Here is a 17,941-nt window from a genome sequence, read left to right on the forward strand (position 1 = left end):
GAGCAAAATTCCAAGAAAATATCAAAAGGGGTTCGGAATTAATACATTCCGAACCCCTTTTGTCGACAAACTGAGGACGCCATCATTATGGCGTCCTTTTTTAAATTAATATGCGTTTTTAAAAACCTATAAAAATATTTGTTGTACACTGCTTATAAAATTCAGTATTCGGGGAAACATTCAAAAGGATTACATTCAATTCGGTAATGCCTCTGCCAATCGATTATCTTTCAATCGGGTTCTTATTCTCATCAAGGGTAAAGCCCTCACCTAATACGTCATGCACTTCACTTACAGATACGAATGCATGGGGGTCAACCGATGTTATGGCATTTTTTAAGCGGACAAGCTCATTTTTCCCAACAACACAATAGAGCACTTCCCGGTCATTGCGTGTAAAGGACCCATATCCCCTTAATACTGTTACGCCCCGCTCCATATCATTCATGATTTTTTCTGCAATTTCCTTGTTTTTCTCACTAATGATCATGGCACCTCTAGCGGCATAAGCTCCTTCTTGCATAAAGTCGATTACTCTAGCACCTATAAATACGGCAACGAGGGTATACATCGCTTGCCGGTAATCCAGGTAGGTAAGGATGGACAGGCCGATAACTACGGCATCAAAGATGAACATGGTTCGTCCCATGCCAATTCCCAAGTACCGGTGGGCAAAACGGGCAATGATATCTACACCGCCTGTAGTCCCCCCGTAACGAAAGATGATGCCCAACCCGACACCAACAAATACCCCGGCAAACAATGCCACCAGCATCAAATCGTTTCCGAGATTGATTTCGATTTGATATTTCTCGAAAACCCATAACCAAACGGAGAGGCCAACCGTTCCGATAATCGTATAAAAGAAAGATGTGCGACCCAAATATTTCCAGCCTATTGCAAATAAGGGAATATTCAAAACCAAATTAGAATAAGAAGGATTTATCCCAATAAGTTGATATATAATCAAGGTGAGACCGGTGAATCCGCCTTCGGCCAAATGGTTCTGCATGTTAAAGTGCACAAGTCCAAAGGCGAAGATTCCAGCCCCAAAAAGGATGAATATAGTATTTTTCAATTTTAAGCCCAAAAGCATGTCCATACCTCCAAAGGTTTGCATATCATCAATTTACTAATTATAACTAATTAACCAACTATGGGCAATTTAGATTCTCGAACGTATCTGTTGTCATATGTTTCACTTTTAGCTAACATGGAGAAGGTATAATGTGTGAAAACGAAAATCAAGAATGGGTGACTATATGGAAAATCACAAGACGATCCAACAAATGCAAGCGGAAGTCGACCAATACATAGGACAGTTCAAAGAAGGATATTTCAGCCCGCTGGCCATGCTCGCACGGATGTCTGAAGAACTTGGGGAATTGGCTAGGGAAGTCAATCATTATCATGGCGAAAAACCAAAGAAAGCAACTGAGGAAGAGAATACCGTAGAAGCGGAATTGGGGGACATGCTTTTTGTTTTAATTTGTTTTGCCAATTCTTTAGGGATTGACCTTCAAAGCTCACATGATAAGGTCATGCATAAGTTTACAACCCGTGATAAAGATAGATGGACAAAAAAAGAAGAGAAAATGGAGGGTGAAGGTAAAGATGAGTAAAGTAAAAGTGATTGTGGCTGGTCCTCGTGGCAGAATGGGAAATGAAGCGGTGAAGCTTGTACATAGGACAGAAGGATTTGAATTGGCAGCTGTCATAGATCGTAAGCATAACGGGGTAAGCCTCTCCACAATAGAAGGTTTTCAAGGTATTGAAGCACCTGTTTATTCGGATATAAATGATTGTTTTTCTTCTGTAAAAGCTGACGTATTGATTGATTTAACCACACCAGAAGTGGGGATGTTTCATACCGAAATGGCACTTAACCATGGCATCCGGCCTGTAGTGGGAACGACAGGTTTTACAAAGGAAGATTTAGCGAAGCTGGATTCTTTAACAAAAGAAAAGGGCATCGGTTGCATCATCGCGCCAAACTTTGCAATTGGAGCCATTTTGATGATGAAGTTTTCACAAATGGCTGCAAAGTATTTCCCGGATGTGGAAATCATAGAAATGCATCATGATCAAAAACTGGATGCACCTTCGGGGACTGCTTCCAAAACGGCAGATATGATTGCTGCTGTACGTGAAATGAAACAACAGGGGCACCCTAATGAAAAAGAAACCATTCAGGGGGCAAGAGGGGCAAATGTAGATGGCATGCATATCCATAGCGTACGGCTTCCGGGACTGGTTGCTCATCAACAGGTGCTTTTCGGTAGTGATGGAGAGCTGTTGACGGTTCGGCATGATTCCTTTAATCGGGCATCCTTCATGTCAGGGGTCAAACTCGCGGTCGATACCGTCATGAAATTGGATATTCTTGTATACGGCCTGGAAAATATTATCGAATAGGGATGGGAGATATACGATGAGGATTGCCTTAATTGCCCATGATAAGAAAAAGGAAGATATCATTCAATTTGTAACAGCTTATAAAGCTGTATTCGAGCAGCATGAATTATTTGCTACAGGTACGACCGGAAAACGAATTATGGAAGAAGTATCACTGCCTGTCCATCGCTTTCATTCGGGACCTCTTGGTGGAGATCAGGAAATAGGTGCAATGATTGCACGCGGAGAAATGGATATGATCCTATTTTTCCGCGACCCTTTGACATCACAGCCACATGAACCTGATGTATCAGCGCTTATACGCCTTTCCGATGTCTATGAAATTCCCTTAGCGACCAATATGGGCACGGCAGAAGTACTGATACAAGGCTTGAAACATGGGTATATGGATTGGCTTAAACTACGGAAAAAACAAGGTGAGATAAATGATAAACAAAAGTAATATAGATATCCTGGCTTTCGGCGCACATGCGGATGATGTTGAAATCGGTATGGGAGGGACGATTGCTAAATATGTGCAACAAGGCAGGGAAATTGTCATTTGTGATTTGACAAAAGCTGAAATGTCATCCAATGGAACCGTTCCATTACGGCAAGAGGAAGCACGAAATGCTGCAGAAATCCTTGGGGCGAAGAGGATTTCCCTTGATTTACCTGACCGGGGTTTATATATGAAAGCGGAGTACATAGATCAAATCATTAAGGTGATCCGTAAATATAAACCTGCACTTGTTTTTGCACCTTTTTTGGAAGATCGCCATCCCGATCATGGAAACTGTGCCAAATTAGTGGAAGAAGCAGTTTTTTCGGCAGGAGTCAAAAAATATATGGAAGAAAATGGACTTGATTCTCATCGTGTCCAAAATATGTACTATTATATGATAAATGGTTTTCACAAACCGGACTTCGTAGTGGACATCACTTCTTCAATAACGAAAAAGCTGGATAGCCTTAGAGCATATGGCAGCCAATTCGAAAAAAGTGATGTAACTGTTGAAACCCCGCTAGTGAATGGCTATATCGAGACTGTGGAGGCACGGGAGCGGATGTTCGGAAAAGAAGTGGGTGTCGCCTATGCGGAAGGATTCATGACAAAAAAACCGCTACTGATCGATGCCGACTTGTTAGGAGAAAAATAATCTTATGAAATTAAAAATTGGAATTACCTGTTACCCTACAGTTGGGGGTTCTGGTGTCGTAGCAACTGAATTAGGCAAGATGCTTGCAGAAAAAGGACATGAGATACATTTCATTTCTTCAAGCCTTCCTTTTCGCTTGAATAAGATGTACTGCAATATTTTTTATCACCAAGTTGAAGTGAACTCGTACTCAGTCTTTCAATATCCACCATATGACCTGGCACTTGCGAGCAAGATTGCGGATGTCGTAAAACGGGAGAAATTAGATATCCTTCACGTTCATTATGCGATTCCGCATGCTGTCTGTGCAATCCTCGCAAAGCAGATGTCAGGTAATGAAGTAAAGATCGTGACCACACTGCATGGTACGGACATAACGGTATTAGGGCATGATCCCTCATTGACCAATTTGATAAAATTCGGGATAGAGCAATCCGATGTAGTTACAGGGGTATCTAATTCTCTTGTGCAGGAAACGCATGATTTAATCGCTCCGGATAAGGAAATAAAAACCGTTTATAATTTTATTGATGAAAGGGATTACCATAAAACGAACTCCGAATATCTAAGGGATGAATACGGTATAAGGGAAAATGAAAAAGTGATCATACATGTATCGAATTTCCGTTCGGTCAAGCGTGTGAAAGACGTCATCCAGGCGTTTTATTTAACTCAAAAGGATATGCCCGCTAAGCTTCTGCTCGTAGGGGACGGTCCGGAAGTTACAACCGTATTGAAATTGGCTAAAGATTTTGGAATCGATGAATCGGTTTTGTTTCTTGGTAAGCAGGATAACCTTGCCGAATTATATTCAATCAGTGATGTGATATTCCTGTTATCGGAAAAAGAGAGTTTCGGACTTGTGCTGCTCGAGGCGATGGCATGTGGAGTTCCTTGTATCGGAACGAATATCGGAGGGATTCCGGAGGTCATCGTTGATGGTGAGACTGGCTATATTTGTGAATTGGGAGATGTTAAAACGGTTGCTGAAAAAGCGATTGGGCTTTTAAGCGACCCGGTTTTACATAAACGTTTTTCAGAGGCTGCGCTGAAAAGGGCCAACACCGATTTTCACTCGGATACAATCATGTCAGAGTATGAAGCCATCTACATTAAAGCACTTGAAGGAAAATCTATGAAATAAGGAGGGGATGCTGATGGATCAGTTATTCTTAAAATCAGTACCCATTCTTGAATTAATTGAAAAAGCAGGATTCGAGGCCTATTTCGTTGGTGGCTCTGTGAGGGATTATATCCTCGGCAGTCCCATCAACGATGTGGACATCGCTACTTCCGCAACACCCCAGGAAATCAAAAGGATTTTTCCAAAAACGGCTGATATCGGGATTGACCATGGAACAGTGCTAGTAATTACGGATTCGGGTACATACGAAATTACGACTTTTAGAACAGAAAGCGATTATTCGGACTTCCGGAGACCTGATTCTGTGCAATTTGTCCGTTCATTGACTGAGGATTTACAGAGAAGGGATTTTACAATGAACGCAATGGCAATGGATAAGTCCGGTAATATTATCGATCCATTTAATGGTAGACATGATTTAGCAGAAAAAAGGATTATCACGGTTGGCAACCCGCACGAAAGGTTTCATGAGGATGCTTTGAGAATGATGCGTGCATTAAGGTTCGTCAGTCAACTTGATTTTGAACTGGATCAAGAATCTTTTGATTCCCTTAAAGAGAACGCCCAGATCATCAGTGAAATAGCTGTCGAAAGAATCCTGGTTGAATTTGAGAAGCTATTGACCGGCATCAATAAAAAAAGGGCTTTCTCACTCTTGCTAGAAAGCGGATTATATCAATACCTTCCTCAATTCTCCAGTAAGAAGGATCATTTAGGGAAATTACTAAATCTTCCGCTTCATCAGCTAAAAGCCACAGAAATATGGTCTATAATCATGGTTCATACAAGTGATCAGGACATGGAAGAGGCATTAAGGGCATGGAAGCTGCCATTGAAAACAATAAGGAACGTCCAACGTATCATAAAGCTGGTGAAGAAAGAACCATCCTTTGAAAATTCAACCATCGATGTCTTTCAGGCAGGTCAGGGCATAACTGTACAAGCTGCTAAAGTCAAGGCAGCCCTGACAGGGGGAAATGTAACGGATGCAGAGGAGAACGCCCATCACCGATATAATGAACTCATTATAAAGGATATGTCGGATCTTGCCGTTAAAGGGACGGATTTATTAATTTGGCATCAAGAAAAACCAGGTCCATGGGTGAAAGAATACTTGGAAATAATATTGAAAGCTGTCTTGAATGAAGAATTAAGAAATGATAAAGAAGAAATAAAGAGGTGGCTGGAAAAATGCAATCTGAGTTAAGAACAAAGCTGATGGAAGCCCTCTCAAAAGCAGATGGTGCATTTAAATCCGGTCAGGAAATTGCTGAATATATTGGCTGTTCGCGTACAGCGGTCTGGAAGCATATAGAAGACTTGCGCAGTGAAGGTTATAATGTTGAAGCCGTTAGGAAAAAAGGCTATCGGATCATATCAGCGCCGGAAAAAGTGTCCGAAAGCGAAATACAACTTGGTCTGGAAACAAAAACAATCGGCAAGATGATCCACTATCAGGAAACAGTGGAATCCACTCAAAAAATTGCGCATCAATTAGCGAATGAAGGAGTTCAGGAGGGGACGCTCGTCGTTGCCGAGGAGCAGTTATCCGGAAAAGGAAGATTGATGAGATCTTGGCATTCCCCAAAATTCAGCGGCATTTGGATGAGTCTAATCCTAAGACCGAAAATTCCGATTCATGAGGCTCCTCAACTGACATTATTGGCCGCGGTCGCTGTGGCACAGGCGATAGAGGATACAACTGATTTAAAACCACAAATAAAATGGCCGAATGATATTTTGGTGAATCGTAAGAAAGTGGTAGGCATCCTGACGGAGATGCAGGCGGAATCGGATAGGATCCATTCTGTCATTATCGGGATTGGAATGAATATCAATCAGAACTTGGTGGATTTTCCGGAAGATCTGCACGGAAAAGCGTCGTCCCTTTTCATAGAAAGTGGAGAAACGGTTTCAAGGTCCAAGGTCATTCAAAGAGCATTGTTTCGTCTGGAAAACTTGTACGACCTCTATTTAAATGAAGGCTTCATGCCAATAAAGGAATTATGGGAGAGTTATGCGATCAGCCTTGGACAGGTTATCAAAGCCAGTACTGTCAATGACACGATTGTTGGAAAGGCATTGGGCATAACGGATTCAGGCGTTTTACTCCTTGAAGATGGAAAAGGAACCGTACATTCGATTTATTCAGCAGATATTGAAATTCAGTAGATTTTTGTCAAATTCGTGAAAAATAAATAGAATTTTTGAATTTGGCTTGATATAATTCAAGTGGGCAGTATCTCATGTGAACTGCACCCCCATAAATACCAAATTATTTGAAAATCTGCCTTGATCCAGAGAATTGGACTGGGACGGAGGGATGAAACTTCTGATGGAACAAAGGGATTGGCTAAAAAGACAAGTGCTGTTTATTGAACGATATATGGTTTTTAAACCATTTTTCGTTGGAAACAGTTACTTTTTTAGTCAGTCTTTTTTTTGCGTATGAATGTATAGACACCAGTTTTTGTAACGCTGATGTTTTCATCTCCTCCATCAAAAAGGAGGAAACGTAATGAAATTGTCCGGGGATTTTTTGAAAATGAAACAAAATCAAGAGAAAATTGTCATGCTTACGGCTTATGATTTTCCGTCAGCAAAGTTAGCGGAACAATCAGGTGTAGACATGATTTTAGTCGGCGATTCTTTAGGAATGGTCGTTTTGGGTTATGAATCAACCATCCCTGTTACGGTGAATGACATGATCCATCATACAAAGGCAGTAAAACGCGGGGCCCCAAATACATTTGTCGTGACCGATATGCCCTTTATGAGCTATCACCTTTCTATGGATGAAACACTCAAGAATGCAGCCCGTATCATGCAGGAAGGTCATGCTGATGCCGTGAAGCTTGAGGGAGCAGATGATGTTGTTGAAAAAATATCAGCATTGACGAAGGCAGGCATTCCGGTTGTAGCCCATCTTGGCTTGACTCCTCAATCAGTCGGAGTTCTTGGCGGATATAAAGTGCAAGGAAAAGACGCCGATGCTGCAGCACAGCTCGTGGAAGATGCGAAAAAGTGTGAAGCGGCGGGGGCGATGGCAGTAGTATTTGAATGTGTACCATATCAAGTGGGAGAACTCGCCACACGCAATTTGGGAATCCCGACCATTGGAATTGGGGCAGGTGCAGAGACGGATGGTCAAGTCCTCGTTTATCATGATGTCATCAGGTATGGAGTAAATCGCGTTGCAAAATTCGTAAAAGTTTATGGAGATGCCAATGAACTGATTGGCCAATCGATAAACAGGTATGTGAATGAAGTGAAATCCAAAGATTTTCCGTCGAAAGAACATTCATTTACGATGAAGGAAGAGCAGCTTACAGAACTTTACGGAGGGAAAAGATGAAAACTTTTACATCAGCAGCTGAGTTGCAGCAGGCGCTCCGAGAGGAAAAAAGTCATCATAATAGCATTGGCTATGTGGCGACAATGGGCTTTTTACACCAGGGGCATGCTACCCTTCTGGAAAAGGCGCGCAATGAAAATGATATTGTGGTATTGAGTATTTTTGTTAATCCGTTGCAATTTGGACCAAATGAGGATTTTGAAACATATCCACGTGATTTGGAGCGGGATGAGAATGTCGCAGCAAAGGCCGGAGTGGATTATCTCTTCTACCCAACAGTCCACGAAATGTATGGTGAAGAACCATCGGTCAAAGTTGTTGTCCAAAGCAGGACGGATTGTTTATGCGGAAGACAAAGGCCTGGACACTTTGATGGTGTAGCGACAGTCTTAACGAAGTTCTTCAATATCATCCTCCCTGATAGGGCTTACTTCGGTAAGAAGGATGCCCAGCAAGTTGCCGTGATAGATGGATTGATCCAAGACTTTAATTTCCCGATCCAGCTTGTTGCTGTAGATACCGTACGCGAAGAAGATGGGTTAGCGAAGAGCTCGCGAAATGTAAACCTATCAGTTCAGGAACGCATGGAAGCTAAAGAGCTCTACCAAAGTTTATTAAAGGCAAAAGAGGCGGTTGAATCAGGTGAAAGAAATGCTTCAGCCGTCACTGCTCTAGTAAGTGAACATATTGGTGCCCATACAAGTGGAGTGATCGACTATATTGAAGTCTATCAATACCCGGAACTTAAACCAATTGAAACGCTATCTGGACACGTCATCATTGCAATGGCAATTAAGTTCAAGCATGCAAGGCTAATTGATAATATCACTATAAATATAGAATAAATAATGATAGGGGGGAAATTAAATGTTTCGAACGATGATGAATGGAAAAATCCACCGTGCAAGGGTAACTGAAGCTAATTTGAACTATGTTGGCAGTATTACAATTGATGAAGACATAATTGATGCGGTGGGTATTCTGCCCAACGAGAAAGTCGCCATCGTGAATAATAATAATGGTGCGCGACTTGAAACGTATGTAATTGCGGGTGAACGGGGGAGCGGTGTTGTGTGTTTGAACGGAGCGGCAGCAAGACTGGTTCAGCCGGATGATATCGTGATTATCATTTCTTACGTGATGGTATCCGAGAATGAACTGGGAGATCACAAACCAAAAGTTGCGATTATGGATGAAAACAACAAAATCATTGAGCTGATTTCAAACGAACCTGCAGCAACAATGATGTAAGCGGAAGGCCGGCACACGTGCATGAATCATGCATACGGGTGCCGGCCCTTTTCGTCTAATGTTGAATGGTGGAATCGTGGGGAACCTGTTTTTTAGAATGGGCATGATGAACGGCTTGTTTCCTTTATTACGATTATTATGGTATAAAAAAGATAAGAGAATTCCATCAGGAAGTGGAGAAAGCGAAGTTTGAGGTGTACAATTCATGACGCAACGATATGTAGTGGTCGATTTGGAAACAACAGGGAATTCCCCGAAAAAAGGGGATAGGATTATTCAATTTGCTGGCGTGGTCATCGAAAATGACCAAATTGTCGATGAATACTCGACATTCATCCACCCTGGTCAGGAAATTTCCTTGTTTATTGAAGAATTGACCGGAATAAGCAACGAGACGGTAAAAAATGCACCTGACTTTGAAGATGTCGCAGAAAATATTGCCCGGCTGATAGAAGGGGCTTGTTTTGTTGCCCATAATGTTTTATTTGACTTATCTTTTTTACAGGAGGAACTAGTACGCTGTGGATTTGAGCCGTTTTATGGTTCCACCCTTGATACAGTGGAGTTAGCAAAAATATTAAAACCAACATCCGATGGATACAAGCTGCACCAACTGGCTAAAGAAGAAAACCTAGATCATTCCAGGCCCCATCAAGCGGATAGTGATGCATATGCCACCGCTTTATTATTGTTGGAATTGAAAAAAAAGCTGATGAAACTTCCAGTGATGACGCTTAAACAGTTATATCGATTATCTTATTCCTTACAAAGTGAGATTTCCGAATTGATAGATGCTTGCATTGCAAGCAAACTTGCTAAAGCAGAAGTCCATTCACCTGAACTTATAACTTATCGGGGCCTTGCATTTAAAAAGGCAGTCGTTGAAAGTGATCATAAAGATACGGAGTCAGAATTCCCGCTCGATAATGAGGAAAAAATAGCCTTGCTTCAACGTGCATTTCCGGCTTTTGAAGCAAGAAGCGGACAGCTTGATATGATGAACATGATTCACCATTCCTTCGAATCCAGCCATGATGCAATCATTGAAGCTGGGACAGGAATTGGAAAATCCTTAGGTTATCTGCTTCCAGCCGTTTATTTTGCAAGAAAACATCAAAAACCGGTCGTCGTTTCGACATATACGCTTCAGCTACAGGATCAACTTCTCCAAAACGAGGTTCCTAAGCTGAAGGCAATCCTTCCCTTCACCTTTCAAGCTGTTTTGTTAAAGGGGAGAAGTAATTATTTGAGTTTGGCAAAGTTTGAAAGGGCATTGCGTGAAAAGGAAGATAATTATGAAACGGCATTAACGAAAATGCAGATATTGGTTTGGCTTACTGAAACCGTAACAGGAGATAAAGATGAATTGAATCTTACAAGCGGTGGTCAGCTGTTTTGGAATAGACTGCAAAGTGATGGTCTTACATACGCCGGTTTAAAACAGCCCTGGCTTGAATTGGACTTTTTTGAAAGGGCCAAAAGAACGGCGGCCAAGGCGGATATCATCATTACTAATCATTCATTTTTAATGACGGATCTACTGACAGAAGACGCCTTGATTCCCAAGAAAGGGTATCTGATACTCGATGAAGCACACCATTTGGAACAGGCTGCATCTAAACAACTAGGAAGCAGGCTTAACTATATTTCGGTGAAGACGGTTTTGAACAGAATAGGGACATCAGATCAAAAGCAATTATTGTACAAATTGGACAGATTACTCTTAAATAAGGGACTGACAGATGGGAAGCCTACGTATGAATTAGACCAAAAGCTGAATGATTTCTCCTATGAATTCGAACAGCTATTTTATTACATCTCCAATCAGGCGGAAAAACTTTCACGTTCCATGAGTCCGAAACGGCTTTCATTTAAAATTGATGATGGTAGATGGGGTAAAGCGATCCTGGTGGCTGAGCGATTGGTGGACTTGTTAGGGTATATCATTACGGAGTTAGAGAAAAGATTGGCTCTTTTATTGAATAATGAGTCCCCCTTAGGGAAAAATTCATTGTTTTACTTAAATGATATCGAAGTCCTGCTTGGACAATTGCAGGACACAAGGGACTCCTTACATGAATTTTTCATTAAGCCGCATGAAGAGAATATATATTGGCTTGATTATACGAATGCGGCACCTCAGCATGGGGTGACACTGACGGTTCAGCCGATTGCAGGAAGTAAATGGTTGTGGGATTCCTATTTCGGGCACCAAAAAAGTGTGGTAATGACATCAGCAACCCTTGTCGTGAAGGATTCTTTCAATTATTTTAAAGAGCAACTCGGTTTAGAGAATGAGCCAATGCAGACAGCAAGGTTTCCTTCGCCTTTTCCATATAAGGAACTCGTAAAGGTTCTGGTTCCAAATGATATACCGGATATCAATTGCTTATCAATGGAGGAATTTTCCGAAACCGCGGCAAACCACATTATTGCGGCCGCTCAGGCAGCCAAAGGCAGGATGATGGTATTATTCACCTCACATGAGATGCTGCGGGCAACCTATTATTCCATCAAAGACACTGGGGTTCTGGATGAGTTCACCCTCTTTGCACAAGGGATTTCTGGTGGAAGCCGTATGAGGCTGCTCAGGAATTTCCAAAACTTCGAGAAAGCCGTCCTTTTTGGGACAACAAGCCTTTGGGAAGGAGTCGATATTCCAGGCGAGGATTTATCTTGTTTAATCATCGTCAGGCTGCCTTTTTCTCCACCGGATGAACCAGTGACAGCAGCAAAATGCCAACTTCTCGAGAAGCAAGGGCGTAATCCTTTCTCTGCGTATTCTTTACCAGAAGCCCTGTTAAGGTTCCGACAAGGATTCGGCAGGCTTATACGAACTCCAGAAGATAAAGGGATTTTGGTTATTCTCGATCGCCGCATCGTCACTGCCAAATATGGTCCTGAATTTCAAAAGGCCATTCCGCAAGTCGACTGGCACCAAACCTCAATAATAGAAATGGCTGATATGATAGAAGAGTGGATTTAATGAACCTTTAGATTATTCATTAAGCTAATAGAATTTTTATGAATTTATAAAGAAAAATAACTTTTGAACTGGTATAATGTGAAAGGTGGTAAAGCCTTCTAATCCTATTCATACCAGTGGTTGTTGACAAATTTTAAAATGGAGGGGCGTTTTCATGGAGAGTAAAATAGAAGTAATTTCGACAGTCAGGTTGCAACATTCTCCTGATCTGTATAAAATTGTGGATTCTTTGAACCGAACATTGAAAAAAGATGACTTAATGTTCGGTCTGGCATTGGATTCCGAAGATCAAGAAAAAGCGATATTTACAATTTATCGTACATAGAAAGAGGGAAAAGCAGCTTTGAAAAAATGGTTGATTATTGCTTCTATCCTAGTCCTTTGTTTTATCGGATTTGTCAGCGGTGCATATATTAAAGCGATGCAGCCTAAAAAAGAAGCGGGTAATGAGGCTTTTAAACAGGCGAAGGAAAAGGCCGGCCTTGTGACAATGGATGAATTCTACCTTTATAATGGGAAGGATTCATACTCCGTCATCATTGGTAAGGGAGAAAAAGGAACTAAAAAAATAGTCTGGCTTCCTGAGGACAAGAAGAAAGAAATAGTAGTGGAAAACTATAAAGATGGAAAATCAAAAAAAGAAATCTTAAGCATTGTCAAAGATAAACTCAATCCCCAAAAAATCATTTCAGTTAAGCTGGGCATGGAAAAGAATGTTCCGCTTTGGGAAGTAACTTATCTTGATAAATCCGAGCGTTTTAACTATGATTATTATGATTTTAAAACTGGGAAATGGCTTAAGTATTATCGAAGCATTTAGAAATGGAGGATTAATTTAAAATGAAATTAGCTAACCGAGTTCAGTCATTAACGCCATCAACAACATTGGCCATCACGGCAAAAGCAAAGGAACTTAAGGACCAAGGTCTTGATATTATTGGTTTGGGGGCAGGGGAACCAGACTATAATACGCCCAAACATATTATAGATGCAGCCTTTCAATCCATGAATGAAGGTCAAACTAAATACACGCCATCAGCTGGTCTGCCGAAGCTAAAAGAGGCAATTGCAGCTAAATTGAAGCGTGATCAAGGCTTGGATTACAAACCTTCTGAAATTGTAGTAGGCTCAGGTGCAAAGCATGCACTTTACACATTGTTTCAAGCGATCCTGGATGAAGAAGACGAAGTCATCGTTCCGATACCTTATTGGGTAAGTTATCCTGAGCAAATCAAGCTTGCTGACGGAAAGCCAGTTTATATTGTCGGTACGGAAGAAAATCAATATAAAATCACTAAGGAACAATTAGAACAAGCGATTACCGAAAAAACGAAAGCGGTTATCATCAACTCGCCAAGCAATCCAACTGGCATGCTTTATTCCAGGGAAGAACTAGCGGCTATCGGGGAAGTTTGCCTAGCTCATGATATATTGATCGTTTCCGACGAAATTTACGAAAAATTGGTTTATGGAAATGCTAAACATACATCCATTGCAGAGATTTCACCTGAATTGAAAAAGCAAACGATCATCATCAATGGTGTTTCTAAATCGCATTCGATGACCGGCTGGAGAATTGGTTATGCCGTTGGTGAAGAGTCCATCATTAAAGCAATGACGAATCTTGCTAGCCATAGCACATCAAATCCTACGACAACTGCTCAATATGGAGCGATTGCCGCGTATGAAGGTTCGCAGGAGCCCGTGGAAGAAATGCGTCAGGCATTCGAAAGCCGCTTGAATAAGGCATATGATAAATTGGTTGAGATTCCAGGTATAAGCTGCATTAAACCACAGGGAGCATTTTACTTATTCCCGAACGTTAAACATGCAGTTGAATTAACTGGCTACAGCAATGTTGATGATTTTTCGACTGCGTTGCTGGAGGAGGCTCAAGTGGCTGTTATACCGGGTTCAGGTTTTGGTGCACCTGATAATATCAGGCTCTCTTATGCAACTTCATTGGAATTGCTGGAAGCAGCCATTGAAAGAATCCATTCATTCGTTAAATCAAAAATGTCATAAAAACTTTAACCTGCAGACTACCTGGCTACAACGGGGTCTGCAGGTTTTTTTTGTTTAAAAATATTGAAATAGTACATTTGGGAAGAGGGCATGATAATCCATTCCAGGTTATTAAAAAATTCGAGGAAAAAGAGGCATCCTCAAGGATTTCCTGGAATTAATAAACTCCTCCCATCGCCAAGGGAGTTTTTCTCATATGCATATGAAACCGATCATAATGCGAATCAGGATTTGTAAATGAAAAAATGAAAATCATATATGATATTTAATAAAAACCGATTGCAATCATATATGATTTCATATATGATAAAAATATGGAAGATAAAAACAAAAACCCCAGCAAAAAGCAAATCGCCTATGAGCACCTTCGTAAATTAATTTTGGATGGAACATACGGTTCCGGACAGCGAATCATTATCGATCAAATGGCAAAAGAACTTGGTTTAAGCCCGATTCCTGTCAGGGAAGCGATCAGACAACTGGAGTCTGACGGGCTTATTCAATATAAGCCTTATAGTGGAGCAGTGGTTACAAGCATTAATGAGAGCGAATACATTGAAACCCTTTCTGTTTTATCTTTGCTTGAAGGCTATGCAGCTGCCCTCAGTTCTTTAACGATGACTGATCATGATTTTGATAATCTAATTAAATTAAACAAAGAAATGGAAAAAGCGCTCCATCACTTTGAATTAGAGCTGTTTGGTAAGTTAAACGAGTGTTTTCATGCTGAAATTTATGAAAAGTGCGGAAATTCCTTTTTAATGGAGGAAATTAAACAGGCGCAACAAAGAATGAATAGAGTCAGAAAATCCATGTTCACCATGGTGCCGCAAAGAGCAGTCCAATCCATTCGTGAACATGAAACCATCATAAAGCTTCTACAGGAAAAAGCTTCTTTTGAAGAAATTGAATCATTGGTAAGAAAGCATAAATTGAATGCCATCAGTACATTCAAGCAAAGGGCGGAATCTAATCACGATCAGGCACTATGATGACCTAGGCTTTGTTTTATGATAGTCGATCGATTATTTATAAAAACAAAGCCGATTTTTTTACTTATATTATTCCGAATATTCAAACAATGAAAGGGTGGCAGAAAAAATGTATGAGGATATCAAAAGTCGTTTAAGAGGATCCATCGCTCCAGTAATCACTCCGTTCGATGACAAGATGGAAGTGGATGTAAAAGCAATTGAAAATCTAGTAAACTGGCATATTGAAAGCGGTTCCCATGGAATCTCGGTATGCGGCACTACCGGGGAGCCCAGTTCACTATCGATTGAAGAGCGGGAATTAGTGATGGAAACGGCAATTAAAACAGCAAATGCCCGTGTTCCGGTCGCACCAGGTACTGGCTCTGCCAATCAGAAAGAAACGTTGCATTTGACAAAAAGGGCACAAGAAATGGGGGCGGAAGCTGCTTTAGTGATCGTTCCCTATTACAATAAGCCAAATCAACAGGCACTTTACAATCATTTTAAAACGGTTGCTGATTCTGTTGACATCCCGCTTATCGTCTATAACATTCCTGGAAGAACTGCGACGAATTTAGAAGTAAAGACATTGGCACGTCTTGCTGAAGATTGTAAGAATATTATTGGTGTAAAGGAATCTAATAAGGATTTCGAACATGTGAACCGTGTCTTATTGAATTGTGGAAGAGACTTCCTCTTATATTCGGGTATCGAATTATTATGCTATCCAATGCTGGCTATTGGAGGGGCAGGACATATTAGTGCTACAGCCAATATCACTCCTAAGGAGGTGGCGGAAATTTATAACCATTGGGTGGAAGGTGATGTGGATAAGGCGCTTGACCTCCATTATAAATTAATGCCATTGAATGATGTTTTGTTTAAAGAAACCAATCCAGGACCATTAAAAGCTGCGATGGGGATGATGGGAAAAATCAATCCTGCATTAAGGCCGCCTATGGGCCCGCCTTCGGAACCATTAGAAAGGGAACTGCGTGAAACCCTTCAATCATACGGATTGATTGACCAAGTGATTGAATCATAATTGCTAGATTGGGAAGATTGCAGGATCCGAACGATTATTGTCTTCTTCCATAATATATTTTTTAAAGGAGGATTTATCATGCCAACTTTTCCAGTGCAAGATGTCCAGCATTACATCAATGGTCAATTTGTTGATGGTGCTTCAGGAAAAACATTTGAAAATCTAAGCCCTTTTAATAATCAAGCAATCAATAATGTGGCAGAAGGGGTTAAACAGGACATTGATCAAGCGGTAGCTGCTGCAAGAGATGCATTCGATAACGGTCCATGGAGAACGATGAAAGTGGCAGAAAGATTGAAGTACATTAATAGGATCGCTGAATTAATTGAAGAAAATGCCGAAGAAATTTCCTATTTGGAATCACTTGACACTGGGTTGCCGATTAGCCAGACAAAAAAACAGGCAGCAAGGGGAGCGGAGAATTTCCGTTTCTTTTCTGAAATGGTGAAAAGCAGGCTTATAGGAGAATCGTATCAAATGGATGACACTTTCATCAATTATACGATTCATAAACCGATTGGAGTGGCGGGATTAATCACTCCTTGGAATGCGCCTTTCATGTTAGAAACCTGGAAAATCGCCCCGGCCCTTGCAACAGGTAATACTTGTGTCCTAAAACCGGCGGAATGGTCTCCCTTGACAGCCAATAAATTGGCTCAAATCATTGATCAATCCGGTTTACCAAAAGGCGTATTCAATATCGTTCACGGTTTTGGGGAGACAGCAGGGGCGTCCTTGGTTGCCCATCCTGAAGTCCAATTGATATCCTTTACCGGGGAAACGGCGACCGGCACTGAAATCATTAAAAATGGTGCGGATACAATGAAACGTTTTTCCATGGAACTCGGAGGTAAATCACCAGCGATCATTTTTGAAGATGCCGACCTAGAAAAGGCCCTGGATTCAGTGGTTTGGGGAATCTATTCATTCAATGGGGAGCGCTGCACAGCTAATTCCAGGTTATTTGTCCATGAATCGATAATAGACCAGTTCGTTGAAGAATTGAAGGAACGTGTTCATAATATCAAAATTGGAAATCCAATGGAACCAGGAACGGAAATCGGACCGCTGATCCATCGAAACCATTTTGATAATGTCTCCCGTTATCTGGATATAGCAAAAGATGAAGGGGCAGATATTGTAAGCGGTGTCATACCGAGTGAATTCAAGGAAGGGAATTATATCGCCCCGACGCTTCTCTTGAACTGTACAAATGATATGACGGTGGCACAGGAAGAGATTTTTGGACCAGTCATGGCAGTCATTCCTTTTAAGTCGGAAGAGGAAGTACTGGGTATGGCCAACGATGTAAAGTATGGGCTTGCTGCTTATGTATGGACCAATGATATGAAGCGTGGGCATAGATTTGCTCAAGCTGTCGATAGTGGGATGGTCTGGGTGAATTCACAAAATGTGAGGGATTTGCGGATACCTTTTGGAGGATCGAAATATAGTGGGGTAGGACGTGAGGGTGGCCATTATAGCTTTGAATTCTATACAGAAACACAGGTTATCCACGTGGCAATTGGAGAACATCATATTCCTAAGTTTGGGGATTTCAAACAAAATGCCGTTTCTTCTGCTGAAAAATAATCCGGTTTTCATTA

The 17,941-nt window shown here is 41.2% G+C and carries 18 protein-coding genes; 17 read left to right on the forward strand and 1 reads right to left on the reverse strand.

Going from position 1 to position 17,941, the window contains the following annotated elements:
* Positions 1 to 223: 223 nt before the first annotated feature.
* The gene (locus N9I19_RS10745; RefSeq protein ID WP_061463860.1) at positions 224 to 1,096 is read right to left on the reverse strand and encodes a YitT family protein; all 873 of its coding nucleotides are present in this window, start codon (positions 1,094 to 1,096) and stop codon (positions 224 to 226) included.
* Positions 1,097 to 1,262: 166 nt separating this feature from the next.
* Between N9I19_RS10745 and N9I19_RS10750 the strand changes: the two genes are divergently transcribed.
* The 17 genes from N9I19_RS10750 (at position 1,263) to hpaE (ending at position 17,927) form a co-directional block, all read left to right on the forward strand.
* On the forward strand, positions 1,263 to 1,622 hold the full coding sequence (locus N9I19_RS10750; protein WP_061466131.1) for a nucleotide pyrophosphohydrolase: 360 nt from the start codon (positions 1,263 to 1,265) through the stop codon (positions 1,620 to 1,622).
* The gene (gene dapB, locus N9I19_RS10755; protein ID WP_317777781.1) at positions 1,615 to 2,415 is read left to right on the forward strand and encodes a 4-hydroxy-tetrahydrodipicolinate reductase; all 801 of its coding nucleotides are present in this window, start codon (positions 1,615 to 1,617) and stop codon (positions 2,413 to 2,415) included. Before N9I19_RS10750 ends, dapB begins: the two co-directional genes overlap by 8 nt.
* Before the next feature lie 16 nt (positions 2,416 to 2,431).
* On the forward strand, positions 2,432 to 2,857 hold the full coding sequence (locus N9I19_RS10760; protein ID WP_061463858.1) for a methylglyoxal synthase: 426 nt from the start codon (positions 2,432 to 2,434) through the stop codon (positions 2,855 to 2,857).
* Complete coding sequence (gene bshB1, locus N9I19_RS10765; protein ID WP_089363162.1) at positions 2,841 to 3,554, forward strand: bacillithiol biosynthesis deacetylase BshB1; 714 nt, start codon at positions 2,841 to 2,843, stop codon at positions 3,552 to 3,554. Before N9I19_RS10760 ends, bshB1 begins: the two co-directional genes overlap by 17 nt.
* Positions 3,555 to 3,558: 4 nt before the next feature.
* On the forward strand, positions 3,559 to 4,698 hold the full coding sequence (bshA, locus tag N9I19_RS10770) for an N-acetyl-alpha-D-glucosaminyl L-malate synthase BshA (RefSeq protein ID WP_061463856.1): 1,140 nt from the start codon (positions 3,559 to 3,561) through the stop codon (positions 4,696 to 4,698).
* A gap of 13 nt (positions 4,699 to 4,711) precedes the next feature.
* Positions 4,712 to 5,905, forward strand: a complete 1,194-nt coding sequence (locus N9I19_RS10775; protein ID WP_284470325.1) for a CCA tRNA nucleotidyltransferase — start codon at positions 4,712 to 4,714, stop codon at positions 5,903 to 5,905.
* On the forward strand, positions 5,890 to 6,870 hold the full coding sequence (locus tag N9I19_RS10780; RefSeq protein WP_284470326.1) for a biotin--[acetyl-CoA-carboxylase] ligase: 981 nt from the start codon (positions 5,890 to 5,892) through the stop codon (positions 6,868 to 6,870). Before N9I19_RS10775 ends, N9I19_RS10780 begins: the two co-directional genes overlap by 16 nt.
* A 346-nt stretch (positions 6,871 to 7,216) precedes the next feature.
* Complete coding sequence (gene panB / locus N9I19_RS10785; protein WP_317777782.1) at positions 7,217 to 8,053, forward strand: 3-methyl-2-oxobutanoate hydroxymethyltransferase; 837 nt, start codon at positions 7,217 to 7,219, stop codon at positions 8,051 to 8,053.
* The gene (panC, locus tag N9I19_RS10790) at positions 8,050 to 8,898 is read left to right on the forward strand and encodes a pantoate--beta-alanine ligase (RefSeq protein ID WP_317777783.1); all 849 of its coding nucleotides are present in this window, start codon (positions 8,050 to 8,052) and stop codon (positions 8,896 to 8,898) included. Before panB ends, panC begins: the two co-directional genes overlap by 4 nt.
* Positions 8,899 to 8,920: 22 nt before the next feature.
* Positions 8,921 to 9,304: an aspartate 1-decarboxylase gene (gene panD / locus N9I19_RS10795; protein WP_317777784.1), complete on the forward strand. Its 384-nt coding sequence runs from the start codon at positions 8,921 to 8,923 to the stop codon at positions 9,302 to 9,304.
* A gap of 205 nt (positions 9,305 to 9,509) precedes the next feature.
* Positions 9,510 to 12,290, forward strand: a complete 2,781-nt coding sequence (dinG, locus tag N9I19_RS10800) for an ATP-dependent DNA helicase DinG (RefSeq protein ID WP_317777785.1) — start codon at positions 9,510 to 9,512, stop codon at positions 12,288 to 12,290.
* Positions 12,291 to 12,444: 154 nt separating this feature from the next.
* Positions 12,445 to 12,615 (forward strand): YpmA family protein, encoded by a 171-nt coding sequence (locus tag N9I19_RS10805; protein ID WP_064505144.1) that lies wholly within the window; start codon positions 12,445 to 12,447, stop codon positions 12,613 to 12,615.
* A gap of 18 nt (positions 12,616 to 12,633) precedes the next feature.
* Positions 12,634 to 13,110: a cell wall elongation regulator TseB-like domain-containing protein gene (locus N9I19_RS10810; protein WP_284470328.1), complete on the forward strand. Its 477-nt coding sequence runs from the start codon at positions 12,634 to 12,636 to the stop codon at positions 13,108 to 13,110.
* A gap of 20 nt (positions 13,111 to 13,130) precedes the next feature.
* Positions 13,131 to 14,315 (forward strand): pyridoxal phosphate-dependent aminotransferase, encoded by a 1,185-nt coding sequence (locus N9I19_RS10815; protein ID WP_061463848.1) that lies wholly within the window; start codon positions 13,131 to 13,133, stop codon positions 14,313 to 14,315.
* A gap of 314 nt (positions 14,316 to 14,629) precedes the next feature.
* A complete protein-coding gene (locus N9I19_RS10820; RefSeq protein ID WP_089363173.1) occupies positions 14,630 to 15,307 on the forward strand; it encodes a GntR family transcriptional regulator in 678 nt (225 codons plus the stop codon).
* A 109-nt stretch (positions 15,308 to 15,416) separates the two neighbouring features.
* A complete protein-coding gene (gene hpaI, locus N9I19_RS10825; protein ID WP_061463846.1) occupies positions 15,417 to 16,334 on the forward strand; it encodes a 2,4-dihydroxyhept-2-ene-1,7-dioic acid aldolase in 918 nt (305 codons plus the stop codon).
* 78 nt (positions 16,335 to 16,412) lie between these two features.
* Positions 16,413 to 17,927 (forward strand): 5-carboxymethyl-2-hydroxymuconate semialdehyde dehydrogenase, encoded by a 1,515-nt coding sequence (gene hpaE / locus N9I19_RS10830; protein ID WP_317777786.1) that lies wholly within the window; start codon positions 16,413 to 16,415, stop codon positions 17,925 to 17,927.
* Positions 17,928 to 17,941: the final 14 nt, after the last annotated feature.

The sequence above is a fragment of the Peribacillus sp. CSMR9 genome, from assembly GCF_033141925.1.
In the GTDB taxonomy this organism is placed as follows: domain Bacteria; phylum Bacillota; class Bacilli; order Bacillales; family DSM-1321; genus Peribacillus; species Peribacillus simplex_A.

Excerpts from the sequence above, each read along its gene's own strand:
- N9I19_RS10745 (WP_061463860.1), bottom strand. The coding sequence starts at position 1,096 with ATGCTTTTGGGCTTAAAATTGAAAAATACTATATTCATCCTTTTTGGG.
- N9I19_RS10750 (WP_061466131.1), top strand. The coding sequence starts at position 1,263 with ATGGAAAATCACAAGACGATCCAACAAATGCAAGCGGAAGTCGACCAA.
- dapB (WP_317777781.1), top strand. The coding sequence starts at position 1,615 with ATGAGTAAAGTAAAAGTGATTGTGGCTGGTCCTCGTGGCAGAATGGGA.
- N9I19_RS10760 (WP_061463858.1), top strand. The coding sequence starts at position 2,432 with ATGAGGATTGCCTTAATTGCCCATGATAAGAAAAAGGAAGATATCATT.
- bshB1 (WP_089363162.1), top strand. The coding sequence starts at position 2,841 with ATGATAAACAAAAGTAATATAGATATCCTGGCTTTCGGCGCACATGCG.
- bshA (WP_061463856.1), top strand. The coding sequence starts at position 3,559 with ATGAAATTAAAAATTGGAATTACCTGTTACCCTACAGTTGGGGGTTCT.
- N9I19_RS10775 (WP_284470325.1), top strand. The coding sequence starts at position 4,712 with ATGGATCAGTTATTCTTAAAATCAGTACCCATTCTTGAATTAATTGAA.
- N9I19_RS10780 (WP_284470326.1), top strand. The coding sequence starts at position 5,890 with ATGCAATCTGAGTTAAGAACAAAGCTGATGGAAGCCCTCTCAAAAGCA.
- panB (WP_317777782.1), top strand. The coding sequence starts at position 7,217 with ATGAAATTGTCCGGGGATTTTTTGAAAATGAAACAAAATCAAGAGAAA.
- panC (WP_317777783.1), top strand. The coding sequence starts at position 8,050 with ATGAAAACTTTTACATCAGCAGCTGAGTTGCAGCAGGCGCTCCGAGAG.
- panD (WP_317777784.1), top strand. The coding sequence starts at position 8,921 with ATGTTTCGAACGATGATGAATGGAAAAATCCACCGTGCAAGGGTAACT.
- dinG (WP_317777785.1), top strand. The coding sequence starts at position 9,510 with ATGACGCAACGATATGTAGTGGTCGATTTGGAAACAACAGGGAATTCC.
- N9I19_RS10805 (WP_064505144.1), top strand. The coding sequence starts at position 12,445 with ATGGAGAGTAAAATAGAAGTAATTTCGACAGTCAGGTTGCAACATTCT.
- N9I19_RS10815 (WP_061463848.1), top strand. The coding sequence starts at position 13,131 with ATGAAATTAGCTAACCGAGTTCAGTCATTAACGCCATCAACAACATTG.
- N9I19_RS10820 (WP_089363173.1), top strand. The coding sequence starts at position 14,630 with ATGGAAGATAAAAACAAAAACCCCAGCAAAAAGCAAATCGCCTATGAG.
- hpaI (WP_061463846.1), top strand. The coding sequence starts at position 15,417 with ATGTATGAGGATATCAAAAGTCGTTTAAGAGGATCCATCGCTCCAGTA.
- hpaE (WP_317777786.1), top strand. The coding sequence starts at position 16,413 with ATGCCAACTTTTCCAGTGCAAGATGTCCAGCATTACATCAATGGTCAA.